Below are 22,745 nucleotides of genomic sequence, written 5' to 3' on the forward strand. Positions count from 1 at the left end.
TTCATGCCATGAATACACGACGTTTAAACTCAATACTGCCTCGACTTTGCGCTGCCATCGCGCTGGTCGCTCCGGCCGTCTCGCATGCCGCGGTTGTGCCGGATCGAACGCGCCTTGTCTTTGATGAAGGCGCGCAGTCGGCAAGTATCACGGTCACAAACAAGAGCGAAAAGTATCCGTATCTTATCCAGTCGTGGATCGAAGACGAAAACGGCAAGAAAATATCCGCGCCATTGATGGTGTTGCCGCCGCTGCAACGCATCGAGCCGGCCGAGCGCAATATTCTGCGCATCGTCATGTTGCCGGGCAATGCATTGCCGGCCGATCGCGAATCGGTGTTCTATCTGAACATCCGTGAAATTCCGCCGAAAACCGACGCGGTCAACGCGCTGCAGATTGCGCTGCACTCAAAATTGAAGCTGTTTTACAGGCCTCAAAGTGTGAAAGCGAAACGCGACGAAGATCCGACCTTGCTGATGACGATAAAGATCGATGCCGCTTCGCACAAGCTGACCTTCGATAACCCGACGCCTTATTACGTGACCGTGGTCGAACTGAGCGCCGGCGAGAATAAGACCGCCGTGCCGTTCGAGTCCGTCATGGTGAGTCCGATGAGCGAAATGAGCGTGCCGTTCAAGGAGACGCAACTATCGACGCTGTACGTCACCCACATGAATGACTTCGGCGGACAAACGCGGGTGCGTTATCAGTGTGATGCCGGTATCTGCAGGAGTGTTCAGCAATGAAAAGCGGCCTGAATGAATGGACGAGCAGAAGAATCTCGGGCCTGCGGACTCTGGTGCGCGTACTGCTCGTTGTCGCGCTGGCTTTATCGGCGCACTCGGCGTGGGCGCTGCAATGTCTGTCGACAACCGGCAGCACCAGACTGACCGAGCCGATTGGTTCGGTTCAGACCTATCCGGTCAATGCCGGGAATGGCGCCATCATCTGGATCTCGCCGAGCCGCACGACAAACGTGGTCTGCTCGAAAGACCAGGGTGGCTCAGAGAATCTGGTTGCCGAAGATATTTACTTCTATCCCAATCCGAACAGTGCGCCGCTGCCTGGGCTACAGATCGGCATCCGTTATAACGGACAGGACTATTATGGCGGTGCAAGAATGTCCACGGGCTATTCCGTGCCAGCTTGCACGCAGGCCAACTTCAATGCGGGAAGGTGCCGGTCGACGACGGTGCCCCTCACCTATCAGGTGGTGATTCTCAAGCAGGGAACGTGGACGGGTGCGCTACCGGACACCTATGCGGCCTTCCAGTTCGACGGGGTGCTTGGCCTCAACGCCATAGGTAACCACAACTTTCAGTACTGGCTTAGTGGCCTGAGCAATCTCGCCCCGTCGCCGTGTACGGTCGACGTCACTGTCACTCCCGAGCCCGGTATCGTCGATTTTGGTCAGATTCAGGCAACGACGACCGGCTTCTCGCCGGCGAAACCGACCCGGCCGTTCAGCCTTCTTCTAAACAAGCAGCAGTGCGATACCGGCGTCAATATCCTGGGCTATTTCCAAAGTTCGAATCCGGTGCAGAACAACCTGATTGTTCCCTCATCGGATAGCAATTTCGGCATTGGAATTCAGGATAGGAGCGGCAACCAGGTACCGATTGGCGAACCCTTCGAGCTGATGAATTTCGGCCCCTTGCAGACTCAGGCCTCGATCCCGTTTACCGCCACGCTCAATGCGTTGGGTACACCTAAAATCGGACCGTTTACCGCGACGGCGACCGTGTTGGTCCTGTACAACTAAAGGTTCCGAGCGCCGTCGCGCAACAGCAAATCGCCATCAGAACAACTGCTTCTGCCCCGACATCAGCGTCGTGAAATCGTCGCGCAGCATGGGCAGTATCGCGTCGGCCACCGGCTGCAATTGCCGCGTCAGATAATGCTCGTAGTCGATTGCCGAGCGCAGCGTTTCGAGCGGCTCGGGGCCGGCCACCGTGATCACGTAGCTGATCCAGCCGCCGTTCTGATATTGCAGCGGACGTCCCTGCTGGCGATTGAACTCATCGGCGACGCGTGCCGCGCGCACATGCGGTGGCACGTTGCGCTCGTAGGCGTCGATCGGTCTGCGCAACTGCTTGCGATAGACGAGCTGATCGTCGAGCCGCCCCGCGAGCGTATCGCGCACATAGTCGCGCACGTAATCCTGATACGGCTGCTGCTTGAAGATGCGCAGATACAGCTCCTGCTGAAACTGCTGCGCAAGCGGCGTCCAATCGGTGCGCACAGTTTCGAGCCCCTTGTAGACCACGTCTTCGCGGCCGTCCGGCAATACCGTAAGGCCTGCGTAGCGTTTCTTGCTGCCTTCCTCGGCACCGCGCACCGTCGGCATGAAGAAGCGTCGATAGTGTCGCTCGAACTGCAATTCCAACGCACTGTCGATGCGAAAGCGCGCCTGCAGCTTCTCGCGCCACGCCGCGTTGATATGCTCGACGAGCGCGCGCCCGATGCGCGCGGCGTCCTCCTCGTCATGCGCGTGCTTGAGCCAGACGAAGGTCGAGTCGGTGTCGCCGTAAATCACTTCGTAGCCTTGCGCCTCGATCAGCTCGCGCGTGGTATGCATGATCTCGTGACCGCGCATCGTGATCGACGACGCGAGCCGCGGATCGAAGAAGCGGCAGCCGGTCGAGCCGAGCACGCCATAGAACGCGTTCATGATGATCTTCAGCGCCTGCGACAGCGGCTTGTTGTGCTCGCGCTTGGCCGCTTCGCGTGCCTGCCACACCTGCGCGACGATCGACGGCAAGCAGTGGCGCGTGCGCGAGAAGCGCGCGCCGAGAAAGCCCGGCACCGAGTGCGCGTCGTCGGGATGCAGCATGCCTTCGACGAGCCCGAGCGGGTCGATCAGAAACGTGCGAATGATCGATGGATACAGACTCTTGTAGTCGAGCACGAGCACCGAGTCGTAGAGGCCGGGCCGCGAATCCATCACGAAGCCGCCGGGGCTCGCGGCGCCGGCCACGTCGCCGAGATTCGGGGCGACGTAGCCCTGCCGATGCATGCGCGGCATGTACAGATGCGTAAACGCCGCGACCGAGCCGCCGCTGCGATCGGCGGGCAGGCCGGTCACGGTCGCGCGTTCGAGCAGGAACGGCAGCAACTCGGTCTTCGCGAAGATGCGCGTGACGAGCTCGCAGTCCTTCAGGTTGTAGCGCGCGAGCGCGGGCTTGTCTTCGTCGAAGCGGCGCTGGATTTCGTCCATGCGCTGATACGGATTGTCGATCGCCTTGCCTTCCCCGAGCACCGAGCGCGACACATATTCGAGGCTGAACGACGGGAAGCTCCACGTCGCCGAACGCAATGCCTCAATGCCGTCGATGACCCAACGACCCGCCACGCCCGCGAAAAAGTGATTGCGCGTAACGCCGTGTTCGCGCCACTCCATCACCGCGCCGCCGCGGCCGATGCGCAGCGGCACGCGATACTGCTCGGCATGCTGTTGCAGTACCTTCAGATCGAACTGCACGAGATTCCAGCCGATGATCGCATCGGGATCATGCCGCTCCATCCACTCGATGAGCTTTTCGAGCAGTTGTGCGCGGGTTTCGCAGTATTCGAGCTTGAAGTCGAGAGAGCCGGCATCGGTGACGGTGGCCATGTTCCCATTCGGCGGCCCGAGCATATACACCTGCCGCTCGCCGCAGCCTTCGAGCGCGATCGAATACAGCTCGGCATGCGCGCTCGTTTCGATGTCGAGAGACACGAGCTTCAACGGCGGGCGATATTCGTTGGCCGGTTTGAGTTCGCCGTCGAGCCACGGGCCGTCGAGCCCCGGGCCCTTGTGCCGCGGCTCGCCGCTGAACCACACCGGCGCGGTGATGAAGCGCTCCATCATGTAGCGCTCGGGCGGATGGATATCGGCTTCGTAGACATCGACGCCGCCTTCTCTGAGGCGCTTCTCGAAGCCCTTCAATTGCCGGTATTGCGCACAGTAAAGCCCGTTGACCGGCCGATGCTGGAAGTCTTGCAACTCGAGCGGACGCAGATCGAGCGGCGCATCGCGGCGCAGGATCGTTTCGGCGCGCTCGCGATGTTCGGCTGGAATGAAGGCGACGGACGGCTGAGGGCGCAGACGGATGTGGCGAGGCCCGCTGTCCGTGGCCAGCCAGAAGTCGATTTCCGTGCCGGCGGGCGTGTCCCGCCAATGTCGGGTCAAAATGAAACCCTGCTCGAACTCAGTCAAACTTCCACCTTTAAAGCGGCGCGATCGCCTTGCGCGATTTTACCGCCGCGGGCAGCCACTGTTGAGCGGGCAATAAAAAGGGCGCTTCACATCGAAGCGCCCCAACCGGCACAGCTTTACTTCTTCGCCGCCAGTTCAGTTCCTTTCGGGTTCGCTCAAGCTTCGAGCGCCAGCGTCGCGAACGTGGCGAGCCAGTGCTCGCCCATGTAGTCGCCGGCCACATGCGGCAGCGCGCTGTGCAGATGACGCTCGGCCGCATCGAACAGCACGGTGCGACGCACGTCGCCGGCGGGCAGCGCACGCGCGAGCGCACGCTGGCACCACGCGCGGCTCAGATTGAGGCCGTCCAGATGCGCAATCTTGCCGTCGCTGCGATCGGTCACGGTGACGGGCTCGAACAGCGTCGACGGCTTTTTCGCGCCGAGGTCCGGCAGGAAGCGCCCGAACCAGTCGGCGAACTGCGCGGGCGGCAACACGCGCCGCATCAACTCGGCTTCCATCAGCGACGGCGACAGGAATTCGTCGCCAGCCGGCTCCCACGCCTGGCATGCGACGTCGTCCAGATACCAGCGCTCCGCGGTGCTGACGATCAGCGCCTCGAGCGCTTCGCGCGAGGTTTGCCGCGCGAAATCGAGCGTCAGCGCGAGCGCGAACGCCATGTTGAAGTGCGTGCCGACGCGTAGTGGATAGGTCGCTTTCGGCAGGAACTCCTGGAAGCGCTCGACGAACGCCTCGGTGAGCGGCGCGAACGTCTTCGCCCAGCGCGCGGCTTCCGAAATTTTCAGCGACTGCAGCTGCGCGCCGAGCGCGAGCAGCCACGCCCAGCCATACGGCCGCTCGAAGCCGCGGTTGTGCGGCAGGTCGAGATACGCAAGCTCGCCGGCGACGTTCGCCGCGGTGAAATGCTCGTCGACCACGGCGACGATGCGCGCGGCCTCGGGCAGATCGGGGAAGCGTTCCAGCAGATGCAGGATCAACCAGTAGCCGTGCACGCACGAATGCCAGTCGTAGCTGCCGTAGAAGATCGGATGCAAGGCGCGCGGACCCTGCACGTCCTGCGGCCCATCGAGCGAGTGCGTGAGCTTGTTCGGGTATTCGCGCGTGAGGTGGGCGAGCGCGACATTGGCGAATTTCGACGCGAATTCGCGGGTGAGCTGGGTGGTCATCGGCGGCTCCTCAGAAACGGAATACGAACAGGTACAACAGTATGGTGTTGACGATCAGCAATAGTAAAGCGGTCGGCCATTGCGCCTTGATCACGCCGTTCTGGTCCTTCAGTTCGAGCAGCGCGGCGGGGACGACGTTGAAGTTCGCCGCCATCGGCGTCATCAGCGTGCCGCAGAAACCGGACAGCATGCCGATCGCGCCGAGAATCGCGGGGTTGCCGTTGAACTGATGCACGATTAGCGGCAGGCCGATGCCGGCCGTCATCACCGGAAACGCGGCGAACGCGTTGCCCATGATCATCGTGAAGATGGCCATGCCGAACGTATACGCCGCGACGACCGCGAACGCGGAGTCGACGGGGATCCACGTTTTCACGAGATCCGACACGACGTGCCCGACGCCCGCGACCGCGAACAGCGCGCCGAGCGCGGCGAGCATCTGCGGCAGGATCGCGGCCCAGCCGACGGTGTCCATGGTATGGCGGGCGTCCTTCAACGCATGCACGGGCGAGTCGCGCAGCATGAAAAGCGCCGCGCCGAACGCAACCAGCGTGCCGAGCACGAGCGAAATCAGCGTGACGTTCTTCGTTTCGACGAAGGGCGCGTACTTGAGGGTCAGCGTACCGGCCAGCGTGATGAGCTGAATCAGTAGGGCCGGAATGAACAGCCGGTTGCCGAAGCGCCGCGCGTTCGCTTCGCGGCGCGCGGCGGCCGCTGCGCCATTGCTGTCGTTGCGGCCCTTGCCGAGCTTGCCCGAGCCCGCGATCAACGCGAGCGCGATGGCGAGGCAGCCGGTCACGAAGTGCGGCAGTTCCGCGCCGAACAGAAACGTGACCGCGTAAATGCCCCAGAACAGACAGTTGACGACCCGCCGCCGGTTGGTACGGTCGAGCAGGTTGAACAGCGCGAACGCGGCGAACATCAGGCCCGCGAGCACATAGAGAGATTCGAGTTTGATCATCATCGCGCCGCGCTCCGTTTGAACGCGCTCATCTGGTGCGACAGATTGCGGTCGAGCAGGATCAGGCGGATCGCATGAATGACGAGCGCGGCGATCGCGGTCGGAATCGCCCATACGGATACTTGCAACGGCTCGACCACGACGCCGTTCTGTTCGAGAAAGCCCTTGATGAGCAGGATCGACTGGATCGCAATGAAGATGTCCTCGCCGAAGAACACGGCGATGTTGTCGACGGCCGATGCGTTCGCGCGAATCTGCTGGCGGACCGCATCGGGCAACTCGCCGTGACGATTCGCGGCGGCCGCTTCGGCCATTGGCGCGATCAGCGGCCGTACCATCTGCGCGTGGCCGCCGAGCGACGTGAGGCCGAGCGCGGCCGTGAGCTGGCGAATCACGAAGTAGAGCATCAGCACGCGGCCGGTGGTGGCCGCATGCAGGCGCGAGATCAGATGCCGCGCCTGTTCCTTCAGACCGTTGCGTTCGAGCAGCGCGATCACCGGCAGCGTGAGCCAGATCAGGCCCATGTAGCGGTTGTCCGCGAATGCCTTGCCGAACGCGCTGACGATCTCCACCGTCTGCAAGCCGCCGGCTATACCGGTCGCGACGCCCGCGATCGTCACCACCAGCAGCGCGTTGAAGCGCAATGCGAAGCCGAGCACCACGATCGGCACGCCAATCAAAACCCCCATCCGGATCTCCTTGTTTCGTTCTCGCGACGCCCCCGATTGCGCTGACTGCGTCACGGCGCAGCCGCGCAGGGCGACGAAATCTAACACGAGAATTTATCGATAAATAGTCGAGAAAATCTATTTATCGGGTAAACGCCGAGAAGAGGGTAGAGCGTGCCGGAAGCGCTCAACCCGTGGTCATTCCTTCCGACGTCAACTGCCGCAACTGCTCCAGCAGCTTGACCGCTGGACTCGGCAGGATTCCCTGGCGCCGCCGGAACGCGGTCAACGTGCGCCGCCCGACCACGCCCGGAATGCCGAGCGTATCGAACACGCCGGCCTTGCTTTCGGTCACGTACATCGTCGACGCCATCCAGCTCAGAAAGCCGGAACGCGCGACCAGACTCTTCAGCGCCGTGACCGAGCGCGTTTCGACGACGACGTTCGGCAGACCCAGCCCGCGCTCGGCAAACACGCCCTGCATGTGTTCGAACGGCCCGGTGCCGCGCGGCGGAATCGCCCAGCGCTCGCCCAGCGTGTCGGCGAGCGTGAGGTCGGGCTTGCGCCGCAGCGGATGATCGAGCGCGGCGACCACGTAGCTCGCGTCTTCCCAGCGGCAATCGGCGATCGCGGTGATCTCGTCGGTATCGGGCACGGCCATGCTGAGCGCGAGATCGATCTCGCGTTTGACGAGCGCATCGGCCAGCCGGTCCCACACGCCCTCGATGATCTCCACGCGCAGGTTCGGCCACTTCGTCAACACACCGCTGACCGCAAGCGGCAGCACGAGACTCGCGATGCTGCCCACCGCGCCGACGCGGATCGTGCCGCGCGCGAGCCCGCGCATCGCGTCGATTTCCTCGCGCGCCTGTTCGGCTTCGCGCTGCAGCAGGATTGCGTGCGGCAGCAGCGCCTCGCCGACCGCGGTCAGATGCATGCCGCGCGAATGCCGCTCGAACAGCGGCGCGCCGACCTGTTCCTCGAGACGTCGGACGGTCCGGCTGAGCGCCGGCTGTGTGATGTGCAGCGCTTCGGCGGCACGCCCGAGGCTGCCGCTCTCGACGATCACCGCGAACGCCTGCAGTTGTTGAAGGTTGTAAGTCATGCCAAAAGGTAATGCCTTTTGGCAATTTAGGCAATTTTCGGTTACCAGGGTGGCCGTGATAATGGCCTTTCGATTTTTCGCGCTCACCAGACAGGAGGCCTCGCATGACAGGCAGCGCGCCGCAACAGAATCAGGCACAGGTTCAGGGCACCCAATGGACCGTGCGCGACGCGGTCATCGACTTCGCGCGCCGCGTCGGCATGACGTCGATCTTCGCGAACCCAGGCTCGACCGAGCTGCCGATGTTCCGCGATTTCCCCGCGGATTTCCGCTACGTGCTCGGTCTTCAGGAAGCGGTCGTGGTCGGCATGGCCGACGGCTACGCGCAGGCCACCGGCAATGCGGCGCTGGTGAACCTGCATTCGGCGGCGGGCGTCGGCAACGCGATGGGCAATATCTTCACGGCGTTTCGCAACCGCACGCCGCTAGTCGTCACCGCGGGTCAGCAGGCCCGCTCCATCCTGCCGTTCGATCCGTTCCTCGCCGCGACCCAGGCCACCGAATTGCCGAAGCCCTACGTGAAGTGGAGCATCGAGCCGGCTCGCGCAGAGGACGTGCCGCTCGCGATCGCGCGCGCGTACGCGATCGCGATGCAGGAGCCGCGCGGCCCGGTGTTCGTGTCGATTCCCGCCGACGACTGGGATCGGCCGGCCGAGCGGGTCGCGGATCGTGAGGTCGCGCACATCATGCGTCCCGATCCGGCGATGCTCGAGCGGATCGGCGCGGTGCTCGATGCTTGCGAGCGGCCGGCGTTCGTGGTCGGCGGCGCGGTCGATCGCGCGGATGCGGCGGCGGAAGTCGTGCGGCTCGCGGAGCGGCATGCCGCGCGCGTCTACGTCGCGCCGATGACCGGACGTTGCAGCTTCCCCGAAACGCACCGGTTGTTCGCGGGCTTTTTGCCGGCGATGCGCGAGCGCATCGTCGAGTTGCTTGGCGCGCACGACGCGATCTTCGCGATCGGCGCGCCCGCGTTCACGTATCACGTCGAAGGCAGCGGTCCGCATGTGCCGCCGGGCGCGCGGCTGTGTCAGTTGATCGACGATCCGGGCGTGGCCGCATGGACGCCGCAGGGCATCGCCGCGGTCGGCAACGTGCGGCTCGGCGTGCAGGATCTGCTCGCGCGCGCCGCGCCCAAAGCGCGTGAGTTGCCCGCGCCGCGCACGGTGGCGCCGCGTGCGCTGCCGCCCGCGCAGGGCGAGCGGATGTCGGTCGCGTTCGCGTTGCAGACCCTCGCCGAAGTGCGCGATCCCGATGGCATCGTCGTCGAGGAAGCGCCGAGCTCGCGGCCCGTCATGCAGACCTATCTGCCGATCGCGCGCGCCGGCACGTTCCTGACGATGGATAGCGGCGGCCTCGGCTACGGCATGCCGGCGGCGGTTGGCGTTGCACTTGCGCGGCCGGGCGAGCGCGTGATCGCGCTGATCGGCGACGGTTCGAGCATGTACTCGATCCAGGCGATCTGGAGCGCGGTGCAGATGCGGCTGCCGATCACCTTCGTGATCCTGAACAACACGCGCTACGCGGCGTTGCAGGATTTCGCGCCGGTGTTCGGCTTCGCGCCGGACGAGACCGTGCAGGGCACGGACCTGCCGGGGCTCGACTTCGTGACGATCGCGGCGGGCATGGGCTGCCCGGGCGCGCGCGTCAGCGAGGCGGCTGAACTTGCCGACGTGTTGCGTCGCGCGTTGTCCGCGGATGACGTGAAAAGCGGTCCCACGCTCGTCGAAGCGATCGTCGCATAACGCGTATTTCCCATCTGGAGTGGAGAGAGACAAACGATGAAAAACGTATCGATGCTGATTGCCGGTGAACAGGTACAAGCGCGCAACGGCGCGACCTTCGAGCGCCGCAACCCGCTCGACGGCGAAGTCGCCACGCGCGCGCCGGCCGCGACCGTCGAAGATGCCGTCGCCGCCGTCGATGCCGCCGCCGCAGCCTTTCCAGTGTGGTCCGCGCTCGGCCCGAGCGAGCGCCGCGCGCTGCTGACGAAGGCCGCGCACGCACTCGAAGCGAAGGCCGACGCCTTCGCCGCCGCCATGGCCGCCGAGACCGGCGCGTCGGGTATCTGGGCCGGCTTCAACGTGCATCTCGCGGCGGCCGGGCTGATCGAAGCGGCCGCGCTGACCACGCAGATCGCCGGCGAACTGATTCCGTCCGACGTGCCCGGCAGTCTCGCGATGGGCGTGCGCCAGCCTGCGGGCGTGGTGCTCGGCATCGCGCCGTGGAACGCGCCGGTGATTCTCGCGGTGCGCGCGATCGCGCTGCCGCTCGCGTGCGGCAACACGGTCGTGCTGAAGGGCTCGGAGATCTGCCCGGCCACGCACGGCCTGATCATCGAGGCGATGCAGGAGGCGGGTCTGCCGCGCGGCACCGTGAACTTCGTGACCAATGCGCCGGCCGACGCCGCGCGCATCGTCGACGCGATGATCGAACATCCGGCCGTGCGTCGCGTGAACTTCACGGGTTCGACGCGCGTGGGTCGCCTGATCGCCGAAACCTGCGCGCGCAATCTGAAGCCCTCAGTGCTCGAGCTCGGCGGCAAGGCACCGCTCGTCGTGCTCGATGACGCCGATATCGGCGCCGCCGTCGATGCGGCCGTGTTCGGCGCGTTCGCGAATTCCGGGCAGATCTGCATGTCGACCGAGCGGATCATCGTCGACGACAGCATCGCCGACGCGTTCGTCGAGCGGCTCGCCGCGCGTGCGCGCGCGTTGCCACTCGGCGATCCGCGCAAGGGGCCGGTCGTGCTCGGCTCGGTGGTCGACATGAGCACCGTCGAGCGCTGCAATGCGCTGATCGACGACGCGCTGGCCAAAGGCGCGACGCTCGTGTGCGGCGGCAGGAGCGAAACCACGCTGATGCCCGCGACGCTGCTCGATCGCGTGACGCCGAATATGCGCATCTATCACGACGAATCGTTCGGGCCGGTCAAGCCGATCGTGCGCGTGCGCGGCGAGCAAGCCGCCATCGCCTGCGCGAACGACAACGAGTACGGCCTGTCGGCGGCGCTGTTCAGCCGCGACACGGCGCGCGCGCTGAACGTCGCGAAGCGCATCGAGTCGGGCATCTGCCACGTGAACGGCCCGACCGTTCACGACGAAGCGCAGATGCCGTTCGGCGGCGTGAAGGCGAGCGGCTTTGGCCGCTTCGGCGGCAAGGCGGGGATCGCCGAGTTCACCGATCTGCGCTGGGTCACGCTGCAAACGACGCCGCGTCACTATCCGTTCTAACGAGGACGATCTCGATGCTTGAGCCTTTGGACATCGCGATTCTCGGCGCGGGCGCAATGGGTTCGCTGTTCGGCGGCCTGCTCGCCGAAGCGGGCCATCGCGTCACGCTGGTCGATATCGATGAAGCGCATCTCGGCGCGATTCGCAGCGAAGGGCTGCGTGTCACTACGGACGCTGGTTCGCGCGTGATCGGCAAGCTGCGCGTAGGTCGCCCGGAGCAGGCCGAGGCGGCGCCCGAACTGCTGATCGTCTTCACGAAGACGCAACATACCGACGCGGCGCTCGCGTCGGCGCGTGGTTTGCTCGGTTCGCACACGGCGGTGCTGTCGTTGCAGAACGGGCTTGGCAACGTCGAGCGGATTGAGCGGTACGTACCGCGCGAACGCGTGATGGTCGGCATGACGACGTGGCCCGCGGACAAGTCTGCGCCCGCGCAGGTCAGCTCGCACGGTGCCGGAGAAATCCGCCTGATGAGCGCGGACGGCGACATGCATGCGCACGTGCGGCGCGCGGCCGATGCACTGAACTCCGCCGGCCTGAACTGCATCGCCGATCCGCATGTGTGGTCGGCGATCTGGCAGAAGGTTGCGTTCAACGCCGCGTTGAACAGCCTGTGCGCGCTCACGCAATGCACGGTCGGCGAATTGTCGAACGTGCCGGACGGCGAGGCGCTGACGCTGAAGATCGTCGCCGAGGTCGCGGCGGTTGCGCGCGCAAGCGGGATCGCGTTCGACGAAGCGCATGTCGTCGATTCCGTGCGGCATGCGCTCGCGCATCATCGCGCGCATCGGCCGTCGATGCTGCAGGACGTGCTCGCGGGCCGCCGGACCGAAATCGAGGCGATCAACGGCGCGGTCGTCGCGGCGGCGCGCGCGGCGGGTGTGGCCGTGCCTTGCACCGAGTGTCTGCTGCAACTCGTGCGGCTCGTCGATGCGCGCGGTTCGCACTGACGCTTGACGGACCACGTCCAGCGCGAATCGTGCTGGCCATACTGACGACAACAAGAAATCGCGCGTGCAGCGCAAACAACGGAGACATGTTCATGAATTACGTTCCTCCCGCTTCGGCCGCGGCTTCGACCGCGCGCGACGGCGCGGCGCTCGCCGGCATCGCGCGTGGCGGCAACACGGTCGACATCGGTCATGCGCTGGACGACGGCCCCTACACGCTGCTGCAGAAGATCGCGGTGGTGCTCGCGGCGCTGTCGATCGTCGTCGACGGCTTCGACAGCCAGCTGATCGGCTTCGCGATTCCGATGCTGATCAAGGAGTGGGGCATCACGCGCAACGCGTTTGCGCCGGTGGTCGCGTCGGGGCTGATCGGCATGGGTATCGGCAGTGCGTTCGCGGGACTGTTCGCCGATCGCTTCGGCCGCCGCTGGGCCGTGATCGGCAGCGTGTTCGTGTTCGGCCTGGCGACCTGCGCGATCAGTCTCGCGCCGAACGTCGCGGCCATCGCGGCGCTGCGCTTCATCGCGGGGCTCGGCATTGGCGGCGCGCTGCCGACCTCGACGACGCTGACCGCCGAGTTCACGCCCGCGCGTTTTCGTACCTTCGCTGTGACGGCGACCATTCTGTGCGTGCCACTGGGTGGCATGGTCGCGGGATTGTTCGCCGGCCAGGTGCTGCCGGTTTATGGCTGGCGCGGTCTGTTCGTGGCGGGTGGTGTGCTGCCGCTCGTGCTCGGCATCGTCCTGCTCGCCGCGCTGCCCGAATCGCCGCGCTTTATGGCGCGCCGTCCGCATCGCTGGCCCGACCTCGTGAAGCTGCTGCGGCGCATGGCGCGCGACGTGTCGGCCGATGCGAGCTTCACCGACGTGCGCGAACAAAGCGCCGAGAGACACGTCGGCTTTACCGCGCTGTTCCGCGATGGCCGTTCGCGCGACACCGTCGCGATCTGGGGCGCGTTCTTCATGTGCCTGCTCGCGGTGTACGCGGCATTCAGCTGGCTGCCGTCGATGCTGACCAGCGAGGGTTTGAGCGTGTCGCTGGCGGGCTACGGCCTGAGCGCGTACAACCTCGGCGGCGTAATTGGCGCGCTGCTGTGCGCGCTTGCGATCGGGCGTTACGGCTCGCGCTGGCCGCTGCTGCTGTGCTGCGTGGGCGGCGTCGCGAGTGCATGGATGCTGCTCGGCGTCAGCGCGACGCAGAATACGGCGTTGATGATCGTCGGCCTCGGCTTGCACGGCCTGTTCGTCAATGCGGTGCAATCGACGATGTACGCGCTGTGCGCCTACGTTTATCCGACCAGCGTGCGGGCAACGGGCACCGCGTCGGCACTCGCGTTCGGGCGCGTCGGTGCGATTCTGAGCGCGTTCGCGGGCGCGGCGGTGATTACGGCCGGCGGCGCATCGGGCTATCTGCTGATGCTCGGTATCGCGATGGTCGTCGTGCTGATCGCACTGGCCGTGGTGCAGCGGCATATTCCGCGTCGAGGCGCCGAGACAGCGCGCTGATCGACGCGACGTCCTTCGCGGTGCGTTCGTATCGCGAAGGACGTTTGCGCGTGATCTTCTGATTTTCCCCCTTGCGGTTATCCGTTTCTCGCACATCGCGAGTGGATGGAGCACGTCCGTATGTAGTCAGGTATGCAAACCGAAAAGCCGCCGGGCGTGCGTAGTCTGGTACGCCCTATAACAACCGGCCGCCTATCCGCTCGTACCGGCAGGCCAACAATAAACAGGAAATCATGGAGACTTCGAAGTTGCGGATTGCAGCAGCACTCGTGTTGTCCAGCGTCAGCGCAATGGCGTGCGCGCAGAGCAGCGTGACGCTGTACGGGATCGTCGACACGGGTGTCGAATACGTCTCGCACGCGAATGCGGCAGGCGAAAGCGTCGTGCGGATGCCCGGCATCACCGGCGAAATGCCGTCACGCTGGGGCTTGCGTGGTAACGAAACATTGGGGAGCGGTTTGTCGGCGATCTTCGCGCTCGAAAGCGGCTTCAACATGCGTAATGGCACGTTGAATCAGGGGGGCCGGCTGTTCGGACGCCAGGCATGGGTCGGCTTCGATACGCGATATGGCGCGCTGACGTTCGGCCGCCAATACACGATGACCTACTGGGCGCTGTCGGACGCGGACCTGTTCGGCCCCGACATCTACGGCGGCACCGCGTCGTTCGATCAGTATCTGCCGAGCGCGCGTAGCGACAATACGATCGTCTACAAGGGCAGCTATGCGGGTTTCACGCTGGGCGCGACATGGTCGTTCGGCCGCGATTCGACGGGCACCGGCAATTCGCCGGGGCAGGGAACCTGCGCGGGGCCGACAGCCGGCAACGGACCGACTTGCCGCGAATGGTCCGCGATGCTGCGCTACGACCGCAATGGCTACGGTGTCGCCGCGGCCTACGATCAGCAACACGGCGGCCCGGGCGCGATGGCGAATATGTACGACGGTACGCCGACGTTCGACTTCACCAATCCGGACGACACCGACGTGCGTATGCAACTGAACGGCTACGGCCACATCGGCAACTTGCGAGTGGGCGGCGGCTGGCTCGGGCGGCGTGTCGACACGGTTTCGCCGGCCACGCCGAACGTGCATTCGGATCAGTACTATCTGAGCGCGTCGTATCCGGTTACGCCGGCGTTGATCGTCGATGGCGGCGTGTATCACATCGTCAATAGCCGCGACGATGCACGCGGCACGATCGCCGCATTGCGCACGACGTATCTGCTGTCGAAGCGTACGGCGGTGTATCTGCAGGGCGCATATCTGTGGAATAGCGACAAGGCCGCCTATACGGTCAGTCAGGGCGGCGGCGGGACGACGCCGGCGCCGGGCGCGGGTCAGCTTGGGGTGATGGTGGGGCTGCGGCACAGCTTCTGATCGTCGTGTTGCGCGACAGCGCGGCCGCATCGTAGTTGCCGCGCTGTTTCAGCCACACTCCATTCGAGCGTGGCCGAATCGCATTGGCCAAACGCACACGCAGCGCGATCAACCTTGCTGGATATAAGCGGGCAACGCCAGCGCATTCGCGACCGGATCGCCGGCCGAATTGGTCGGCAGATACTGTGTCTGAAACGCGGTGAACATCGCGGCAAAACCATCGGCGCGCTGCACGATCACCGCGCCATCCTGGAACGCACCGTTTTCGTTGTAATGCGGGCCGCGCGGATTCCCCTGATTCATGTGGGTCTCGTGAAGGCCGTCCTTTTTCGGCAGGAACAGAAAGCCGAACCCGTAGACCACGATGCCCGCTGTCGTCGGTGTCCAGAAATCGCGGTTGTGCAACTGACCGCTGCCGTTGTCGAAAGGCAGGCTTTGCGACGGCTGCGTTTCGTCGATGGTCAGGATCTCGTCGATGATGTCGTTGACGTCGGTGCGATTGCCGTTTTGATCCTCGTAGGGGACCGGCCGCATGCGGTGAATGTCGAGCAGGCTGCTGTCCTGGAAGTAATCGAGCCGCGGAAAGCCGCTGGTGTAAAGGCCGAGGTTCAGCGGCTGCAGTTTCGCGGTTAGCGGATCGGCGAAGTTCAGATCGGCATAGAAGTACACGTCGTCGTTACCGCCTGCGCCCGGTTGCGTCGACGCCGAATTCACGACGATGTTGAATGGCGTGTTGTCGTTGCCGGAAACCGTAATCACATAGTGCGGACTGCCTACATACGAATCTTTGAAAGGTGCCGCGCGCAGTAGTGTTCCCTTGAACATGCAATATTCGTTCATGACCGAATGACCTTGTCGAAGTTGACGAACGGAAAGCGACTCGCATTCAAGCATACGGTGCTACTCGTGGATAGACAACCGCGTTGGCTGTCACACGATTGCAATGTCGATGCGGGCAGCTCGATGCTTTTGTTCCACTGCTATTGCGGTGTCCAAACCAAAGCGCGAGCGACTTTCAAAAGGGCAGGTCGCGGGCTCAGCGACGCGTAATTCGGCGCCGTCGCTACAGTGCAGTCGACGGGGCCAGCATCAGCGCGCGGTTCAGAATCCAGCCGCCCACCGCGCCCATTCGACCAGCACGCCGGTCACATCGTCCGGCTGCTCCATCGTGCACATGTGACCGCTTCGTTCAATCACGCGAAGTCGCGAGCCGCGAATCTGCGCGTGCATCTCTTCGTGACGCGCCAGCGGACTCCATTTGTCGTCGCGGCCGCACACGATCATCGTCGGGCATGCGATGTCGCCAAGCAGCGCGGTCGCATCAGGACGATCGAGCAGCGCGCGGATCTGCGCCGCGAATTTGTCCGGCGTGCTTCGCTCGATCATATCGAGTACCGCCTCGTAGACGGCGGAATCGTGGCGATCGGCGTTGACCATGCCGGGCGCCCACTCGTTGCCCATGGCGCGCATGCCCTTCGTGCGCGCGAGCTCGAGCAGCCGCAGTCGCTGCGCGCGCTCGCTTTCACCGGCTTCGCCGGCGGCGCGCGGGGTAGAGCCGGTGTCGAGCAACGCAAGCCCGGCGACGCGCTCCGGTGCGCGCCGCATCACTTCGAGCGCAACCCGTCCTCCCATCGAATGACCCGCGACCAGCAGACGGTCTCCCGATACCGACTCGAGCACGAGGTCGGCCATCGCGCCGAGCGAGTCGCGCATGCCGTAGTCCGGCACGAAGCAGTCGCCGATCGCGCCGATCGCGCCGCGCTGATCGGCCCACACTGCGTCGTCGCAGAGCAGGCCAGGGAGCAAAACGATTTGGTGGGTCATGGGAGGGTCCTGTGATGCGTTAGACGGATAAAGAAAGAGGCACTCGATACGACGCCATCGTCGAATGGTAACGGCGCGCGAGCAAAACGCTGAACGAAACGCGCATGTCGGCGTGCGCGCGGGCGATTGCGCCTGATTGAAACCCTAAAGGAGGCATGTTGTTTGACAAATGATTGGGCTGAGAAGGCTAAGCGTAAGCTGATATTTAGCGGACTGCGTCGCCGCAGATTACGGAATTGGCGCCGCATTACGTCGATGCGTGCGAAAACGCTGGAACGCGGAACAAGTTATCAGCGATTGTTGCTTGACAACTTATTCGCCAATTCAGCATCCTTCGAGCCACGAGAAGAAAGTCGCCCCGTTTGCAAGCCCGATAAACACGTGAGGTATGACAAATTGGTATTCGCGGTGTCTTCGAGTCCGGCGCGTACGGCAGGGGTTGGAGCAAGGCAGGCATGTCCAGCCAGCGGAGACGTGTCGCGAAACCGGCGTGTTCATCAGCGCAAGTGCGCGAAAGTCGTCACGGTTCGTTTGCGGCACTCGTGTGATGCTAATTCGTAATCGACCGCGAAGTCGGGAAGTCGATCTGGAAGCAGCGGCTCGCGGAAATCATCGCTCGAATAGGGGACCCAGGGAACGTCCTGGGCACGCACGGCGGCAGCTAAAACAGATTGCGAAAACATTACTGTTTTATTCGGGGCCTCTGAATCGGAAAGATAAATGTGAGCCACGGCTCGCATGAGAAAGATGACCTTCCCTGCCGCGAAGGTCCAAAGGAAAGTCGGCGAGCACGAGCACAAGGACAACTACAAGCAGGTTGCAGCGGCACTGGCGTAACGGTGCGGCCGCGTCGACGCGGTCCCGTGTCAAGCATGGGGACCAAAGAGTGGTCAGATTTCTTGTTTTATAGCGTCCATGTTGTTTGACAAAAATTTCGGGCAAATCCTATGATTTGCTGCCGAATGTCGGCGTTGGGCGCGCATTGCCAGTGGTAAGGCCGTGACGCTCATAAAAAGATTTCAATTGGAGATGTGGATGATCGGGGTGCCTCATAAACTTTGCGCAGCCGGCCTCATGGCCCTGCTGCTTGCCGCGTGCAGCGGCGGATCGTCGGATTCAGCGGGCGGGTCGACTACCGCGACTGGATCGACTACCACGACTGGGTCGACTGCCCCGAGTGGCGGGTCGACTGCCGGCTATCAGGTTGGCCTGAATCCGGCCGATGCGAAGCTGCCTGCGGCACCGGTTGCGCCGAGCGGGGCCACCGCGGTGACCGCCTACGGTGCGACGACCTATGGCACAGCTACGGCGTATAGCGGTCCCACAGGCACGACAACGACGCAGAATCCGGCGGTGACGACCTGCAAGATTCCCGCGAACTACTTCTCGTCAGGTTCCCCGGCCATTCCGACGCTGACCGCTAACGGCACCGAGAACGTCGATCAGGCGCTGGGGGCCAACTGGAAGGGCCCGTCACCGATCGTCCCGGGCATGTCGTCGAAGATCAATATGAACGGGAACGGCCTGAACGTACCGGACGGTTATCCGACGGCACCCGACACGAACCGTATTCAGGCCGCGCTGTTCGCCTGCGCAAACGCGAACAGCGCCTACGACTCGAACAACGATATCGCGAGCAACGGCGTAGTCGAACTCACTGCGGGCACGGGTGGGCAAACGGCATTCGTGTCGGGTCCGCTGTCGATGCCGGGCGGCGTGACGCTGTTGATCGACAACGGCGTAACGCTGTTTGCTTCGCGTGACCCGGTGCTCTATGAATCGGCCACGACGGGCGCACCGACTGGCACGTACTACAGCACACCGACCACGGCATCCACCGGTGCAACGCTGAGCTCGGCCCCGAATCCGTCGACTGTGAACACGGGCACTTACTACTGCGGCCAGATCTCGCCGAACGACGACGGCTGCAATCCGCTGATCAGCAACCTCGTCTATACCGGAACGTCACTGAAGCCCTCGACGATCCAGACCAGCAACAACGCGGTGATGGGTCCGGGCACGATCGACGGCCAGGGCGGGCAGCCGCTCTATTCGCTGATGGCTGGCACGGCCGTGGCGGTCGGCTCGGGCAGTTCCGCGACCACGTGGACGCCCCCGGCGCTGATCATGCGTCCAACGGGTAACGTGGCGATGAGCTGGTGGGATCTCGGCTGGGAAGGCAACGAAGCGCTCTCGGGCGAAGACCAGAACAATCCGCGTCTGATCTACCCGCAGTACGGCTACAACTTCACGCTGTTCAACCTCACGCTGCAGAATGCGCCGAAGATTCACGTCTCGCCGGCCGCCATTCCTGGTTTCACGGCCTGGAGCCTGCGTATCTTCACGCCGACCAAGGCGTACCAGAGCATGACGAACTACTGGGGCGCGAACTACGACTACGGTTCGGTGAAGAACACGGACGGCTTCGACCCGGAACTCAAGGGCTCGAAGAGCAGCCTGACGACGCCGGTAGCACCCGCATTCGTTCCCGCTGCGGGCGCACCGTACCCGTCGTCACCCTACCTCGGTGACATGAACAATATCGTGCTCGCGTACTCGTACATCAGCGATAGCGATGACAACATCGCGGTGAAGGGCGAGAGTGGCAATCCCACCTCGATCGCCAGTGATGGTGCGCTCTACAACATGATCGTGGCGCACGACCACTTCTTCTACGGTCATGGCATGTCGATCGGCAGCCAGACCTCGGGCGGCACGGCAGTCGGCAAGAACAGCGCAGGGGTGGTTGCCAACACGACGCCGCTCTACTACACGGCGACCAACACGTCGGGCAATGCGCTGCTGTATCCGGCCGTGTCCAACATCAACGTTTATGACCTGGTGCTGGACTACACGGACAACGGCTTGCGTATCAAGACGAACTGGAGCGAAGGCGGTCTCGTGTCGAACATCAACTACACGAACATCTGCCTGCAGGCCAACCCGTCGCCGAGCCCGGAAGATACGGCACCGCAGTCGCCGATCTATATCTACCCATACTATTCGGCCACGAGTGACACCGGCCTGTATCCGAGCTACCAGAACATCACGGTCAACGGCTTGCACGACGTCGGTTATCCTGGCGGCGGCACGGGTCCGGGCAATGGCCCAATGACGTTCTACTTCGAAGGCTTCAATTCGAGCAGTTCGCAGATGTCGGGTTCGGGCTGGGGTTCGCCGCTCGCTGCAAACGTGGTGAACCCGCTCGGTCTGACGCTGAACAACGTGGTCTCGGATACGCCGGGTACGGTCAACGCGAGCGTCGCGAACATCACACTGGGCTCGAACGTCAACCTGAATAGCACCGCGCCGCTGGCGTCGTCGACGGCCAACAGCGTGACGGTCACGCAGAACGCGCCGGTCGCGGGGACTGCAACCGTCGATTGCAGCCAGGCGTTCGCGAATATTTCGGGCAACACCGACGCCAATGGCAAACCGATCAGCTCGCCGTTCCCGGGGCAGCAATTCCCATGATGAGCACATAGGCACTCGTTGCACCGGCGAGGAGCACCACTGTGGATGCGGTGGTGCTCGCCGTTCCGGGACAGAACGCCACACGCCGAAACCTGGACCATTGAAAAAATACACAATGAAATCGATAAAAAACCCGCATGGGATTGCCCGCCTTCTCGCGAGCAGCGTGCTAGCGCTCGGCCTGGCTGCTTGCGGCGGCAGTAACACGGCTGCGTCGAGCACGACTTCGTCGAGCACGAGTCCGTCGAGCGCCCCCCAAGGCACAACGCCGCAAGCCGCGGCGCTCAATGTCAACGAAACCGCCTCGACCTCGACTGTGACGGTTGGCAGCCCTGTGACCTGGACGGTGTCGGTGAGCAATAGCGGCAATGCCGCGACCACCGGCACGGCAACGCTGCTCATCAATGTGCCGACGGCACTGTCCGGTTTGTCGGTCGTGCCGACCGGCGCAAGTTGCAGCCCTGCCAGCGGTACGATGAGCTGTTCAGTCCCGGCCGGTTTCGCGGCAGGCGCGTCAGCGACCGTAACGTTCTCGGGCACGACGACCGCGACCGGGACGCTGACCAGTTCAGTGCAGCCTTCAGGCGACGCTGCGACGGCCTGCGTCTCGACGGCCGACTGCAGCACCACGACCACGGTCAACGCGCCGCCGAACGTGACCATCAACTCCGCCGTCAATTCGGCCAACGTGGTGGTTGGCGCGGCCGTCAATTGGACAATCACTGCGACGAACTCCGGCGGCCCGACGACCTCGCCAATTACGGTGACCGACACCTGGCCCGCGAGCGGCATCGGCATTGTCACGGTCACGCCGACTGGTGCGAGTTGCGCGCCCATCGTCAACGGCAACACGCTGAACTGCACGATTTCACCCGGTCTGACTTCGACGAACGGCCCGGCGACGATTGCAATCGCGACGACGGCCAGCACCGCCGGAAGCCTGGTGAACACGGTGAGCCCCGGTAAAGGCGCCACCTGCTCGTCTGCCGCGGCATGCACGACAACGACCTCGGCCTCCGTCCCGACGGCACCCAATGTCACGGTTAGCAGTAGCGTCAACGAGAATAGCGGCCTCGTCGGCGACACGATCAGCTGGACTCTGACCGCGACGAACTCTGGCACCGCCGCTTCGAGCGCACCGATCACGCTGACCGATACCTTGCCCGCCAGTGGCATCGGCAGCGTCACCGACACACCGAATGGTGCGACTTGTACCGCGATCGCCGGTAACACGCTGACCTGCACGATTCCGGCCGGCCTTGCGGCCAACGGCGGTACAGCCAGCGTGGTCGTCACGACGGCGGCGAGCGCCGTGGGTACGCTCGTCAATACGGTTGTGCCCGGTTCCGGAGCAAGCTGCACTAGCACCGCGAACTGCACGACGACGACGACTATCAGTGCGGGCGCCCAGATCGCAGGTAGTTGCGGTGTGATGACCGACCGCACCACACTGAACAACAACTTCGGCGGTTCGACGGGCCAGACGGTGGGCCTGAGCGGCCTCGGCACGACTTCGACCGCTGGCCCTGACAGCAGTACCTATCTGGTCGGCATGGGAACGTCGGGCGATCCGGTCACGATCGAAAGCTGGCCTGGTACGTATAACGGCCCCGCCAGCGGCACGATGGTGGTTGCGCAAAGCGGGCAGTTCATTTGCGCAAGCCAGAACGCCACTAGCGCGTCGGTGACTGGAGCGAGCTCGACGGTCAAGTACACATCGGACCTGACGAACCCGACGTCCGGCACGCCGACCAGCCTTGCCGGCAACATCCAGATATCCAAGGCTCAAAATAACCCTGGCTTTGTGATGTTCAATCTTCCCAGCCTGAGCAACTTCAGCTTCGAGTTCTTCCGCGCTGGGTCGAACGGCTATCAGCTCGACTACTCGACCGACGGTACGACGTGGCACAACATCGTCACAACATCGGCCACGCGCACGACATGCACGAACGATGTCTGCGCTGAGACCGACCTCCTGACGAGTTCGCCATCAGGCGCAACGTCGTTCACGCCGACTGCGCCAATTACAGTACCGGTGCTGTTGCGCCTCGAGAATATCAACACGAGCGGCACGATGGTCATCCAGAAACTCATGATCCAGCCGTAAGATGCTTAGGGGGCGATTGCCCCCTGTCTCGGGATGAGAAAGATGCGCGGTAAAGGCTGCTTCGTATACCTGCGCATCAGGCAGTTATCTATTCTCTTTCGGGCAATGTGGCCGGTTGACTTTGGCAAACCGGCCACACCACTTTCCGAAATTGGCCGGCGAGTTCGGGCGGTAAAGC

16 protein-coding genes are annotated in these 22,745 nt (G+C 63.8%); 9 read left to right on the forward strand and 7 right to left on the reverse strand.

What is annotated here, in order from left to right:
• Positions 1-8: 8 nt before the first annotated feature.
• Both L0U84_RS23885 and L0U84_RS23890 read left to right on the forward strand, forming a co-directional pair.
• Entirely contained in the window at positions 9-746 is a 738-nt protein-coding gene (locus tag L0U84_RS23885) for a fimbrial biogenesis chaperone (RefSeq protein WP_233856747.1), read from the forward strand.
• Positions 743-1,762: a fimbrial protein gene (locus tag L0U84_RS23890; RefSeq protein WP_233853174.1), complete on the forward strand. Its 1,020-nt coding sequence runs from the start codon at positions 743-745 to the stop codon at positions 1,760-1,762. Before L0U84_RS23885 ends, L0U84_RS23890 begins: the two co-directional genes overlap by 4 nt.
• 36 nt (positions 1,763-1,798) lie before the next feature.
• Here L0U84_RS23890 and L0U84_RS23895 read toward each other — a convergent pair whose 3' ends face one another.
• The 5 genes from L0U84_RS23895 to L0U84_RS23915 form a co-directional block, all read right to left on the reverse strand.
• On the reverse strand, positions 1,799-4,198 hold the full coding sequence (locus L0U84_RS23895; RefSeq protein WP_233853176.1) for a DNA polymerase II: 2,400 nt from the start codon (positions 4,196-4,198) through the stop codon (positions 1,799-1,801).
• A 155-nt stretch (positions 4,199-4,353) separates the two neighbouring features.
• Positions 4,354-5,364 carry a DUF2891 domain-containing protein gene (locus L0U84_RS23900; RefSeq protein WP_233853178.1) on the reverse strand — a complete coding sequence of 337 codons (1,011 nt, stop codon included), beginning with the start codon at positions 5,362-5,364 and terminating at the stop codon, positions 4,354-4,356.
• A gap of 10 nt (positions 5,365-5,374) precedes the next feature.
• Positions 5,375-6,325, reverse strand: coding sequence for a DUF979 domain-containing protein (locus tag L0U84_RS23905; protein ID WP_233856749.1), 951 nt, complete (start codon positions 6,323-6,325; stop codon positions 5,375-5,377).
• The gene (locus tag L0U84_RS23910) at positions 6,325-7,014 is read right to left on the reverse strand and encodes a DUF969 domain-containing protein (RefSeq protein WP_233853180.1); all 690 of its coding nucleotides are present in this window, start codon (positions 7,012-7,014) and stop codon (positions 6,325-6,327) included. The genes L0U84_RS23905 and L0U84_RS23910 overlap by 1 nt, the downstream gene beginning before the upstream one ends.
• Before the next feature lie 166 nt (positions 7,015-7,180).
• On the reverse strand, positions 7,181-8,098 hold the full coding sequence (locus tag L0U84_RS23915) for a LysR family transcriptional regulator (RefSeq protein ID WP_233853182.1): 918 nt from the start codon (positions 8,096-8,098) through the stop codon (positions 7,181-7,183).
• A 104-nt stretch (positions 8,099-8,202) separates the two neighbouring features.
• Here L0U84_RS23915 and mdlC point away from each other — a divergent pair, with 104 nt between their 5' ends.
• From mdlC to L0U84_RS23940, 5 genes are all read left to right on the forward strand, one after another.
• Positions 8,203-9,840 carry a benzoylformate decarboxylase gene (gene mdlC, locus L0U84_RS23920; protein WP_233853184.1) on the forward strand — a complete coding sequence of 546 codons (1,638 nt, stop codon included), beginning with the start codon at positions 8,203-8,205 and terminating at the stop codon, positions 9,838-9,840.
• Between the two features lie 36 nt (positions 9,841-9,876).
• Positions 9,877-11,328 (forward strand): aldehyde dehydrogenase, encoded by a 1,452-nt coding sequence (locus L0U84_RS23925; RefSeq protein WP_233853185.1) that lies wholly within the window; start codon positions 9,877-9,879, stop codon positions 11,326-11,328.
• 26 nt (positions 11,329-11,354) lie between these two features.
• Complete coding sequence (locus L0U84_RS23930) at positions 11,355-12,278, forward strand: ketopantoate reductase family protein (RefSeq protein ID WP_326491224.1); 924 nt, start codon at positions 11,355-11,357, stop codon at positions 12,276-12,278.
• Positions 12,279-12,364: 86 nt separating this feature from the next.
• Positions 12,365-13,783: an MFS transporter gene (locus L0U84_RS23935; protein WP_442794043.1), complete on the forward strand. Its 1,419-nt coding sequence runs from the start codon at positions 12,365-12,367 to the stop codon at positions 13,781-13,783.
• Positions 13,784-14,016: 233 nt separating this feature from the next.
• Positions 14,017-15,162: a porin gene (locus L0U84_RS23940; protein ID WP_233853188.1), complete on the forward strand. Its 1,146-nt coding sequence runs from the start codon at positions 14,017-14,019 to the stop codon at positions 15,160-15,162.
• A 108-nt stretch (positions 15,163-15,270) separates the two neighbouring features.
• Here the strand turns inward: L0U84_RS23940 and L0U84_RS23945 are convergent, their stop codons facing one another.
• Both L0U84_RS23945 and L0U84_RS23950 read right to left on the reverse strand, forming a co-directional pair.
• On the reverse strand, positions 15,271-16,002 hold the full coding sequence (locus L0U84_RS23945; RefSeq protein WP_233853189.1) for a DUF2278 family protein: 732 nt from the start codon (positions 16,000-16,002) through the stop codon (positions 15,271-15,273).
• A 261-nt stretch (positions 16,003-16,263) separates the two neighbouring features.
• Positions 16,264-16,986, reverse strand: coding sequence for an alpha/beta fold hydrolase (locus L0U84_RS23950; protein WP_233853191.1), 723 nt, complete (start codon positions 16,984-16,986; stop codon positions 16,264-16,266).
• A gap of 1,074 nt (positions 16,987-18,060) precedes the next feature.
• On the opposite strand from L0U84_RS23950, the gene L0U84_RS23955 reads away from it, so the two are divergent.
• Together L0U84_RS23955 and L0U84_RS23960 are read left to right on the forward strand one after the other, a co-directional pair.
• Positions 18,061-20,460 (forward strand): glycosyl hydrolase family 28 protein, encoded by a 2,400-nt coding sequence (locus tag L0U84_RS23955; RefSeq protein WP_233853193.1) that lies wholly within the window; start codon positions 18,061-18,063, stop codon positions 20,458-20,460.
• 115 nt (positions 20,461-20,575) lie between these two features.
• Entirely contained in the window at positions 20,576-22,567 is a 1,992-nt protein-coding gene (locus tag L0U84_RS23960) for a DUF11 domain-containing protein (RefSeq protein ID WP_233853194.1), read from the forward strand.
• Positions 22,568-22,745 lie beyond the last annotated feature (178 nt).

Origin of the sequence: Paraburkholderia sp. HD33-4, assembly GCF_021390635.1 — a bacterium.
In the GTDB taxonomy this organism is placed as follows: domain Bacteria; phylum Pseudomonadota; class Gammaproteobacteria; order Burkholderiales; family Burkholderiaceae; genus Paraburkholderia.

Coding starts and splice junctions, on each gene's coding strand:
- L0U84_RS23950 (WP_233853191.1), bottom strand. CDS start 16,986: ATGACCCACCAAATCGTTTTGCTCCCTGGCCTGCTCTGCGACGACGCA.
- L0U84_RS23960 (WP_233853194.1), top strand. CDS start 20,576: ATGAAATCGATAAAAAACCCGCATGGGATTGCCCGCCTTCTCGCGAGC.
- L0U84_RS23945 (WP_233853189.1), bottom strand. CDS start 16,002: ATGAACGAATATTGCATGTTCAAGGGAACACTACTGCGCGCGGCACCT.
- L0U84_RS23885 (WP_233856747.1), top strand. CDS start 9: ATGAATACACGACGTTTAAACTCAATACTGCCTCGACTTTGCGCTGCC.
- L0U84_RS23925 (WP_233853185.1), top strand. CDS start 9,877: ATGAAAAACGTATCGATGCTGATTGCCGGTGAACAGGTACAAGCGCGC.
- L0U84_RS23910 (WP_233853180.1), bottom strand. CDS start 7,014: ATGGGGGTTTTGATTGGCGTGCCGATCGTGGTGCTCGGCTTCGCATTG.
- L0U84_RS23915 (WP_233853182.1), bottom strand. CDS start 8,098: ATGACTTACAACCTTCAACAACTGCAGGCGTTCGCGGTGATCGTCGAG.
- mdlC (WP_233853184.1), top strand. CDS start 8,203: ATGACAGGCAGCGCGCCGCAACAGAATCAGGCACAGGTTCAGGGCACC.
- L0U84_RS23905 (WP_233856749.1), bottom strand. CDS start 6,325: ATGATCAAACTCGAATCTCTCTATGTGCTCGCGGGCCTGATGTTCGCC.
- L0U84_RS23890 (WP_233853174.1), top strand. CDS start 743: ATGAAAAGCGGCCTGAATGAATGGACGAGCAGAAGAATCTCGGGCCTG.
- L0U84_RS23940 (WP_233853188.1), top strand. CDS start 14,017: ATGGAGACTTCGAAGTTGCGGATTGCAGCAGCACTCGTGTTGTCCAGC.
- L0U84_RS23900 (WP_233853178.1), bottom strand. CDS start 5,364: ATGACCACCCAGCTCACCCGCGAATTCGCGTCGAAATTCGCCAATGTC.
- L0U84_RS23935 (WP_442794043.1), top strand. CDS start 12,365: ATGTTCATGAATTACGTTCCTCCCGCTTCGGCCGCGGCTTCGACCGCG.
- L0U84_RS23955 (WP_233853193.1), top strand. CDS start 18,061: ATGGCCCTGCTGCTTGCCGCGTGCAGCGGCGGATCGTCGGATTCAGCG.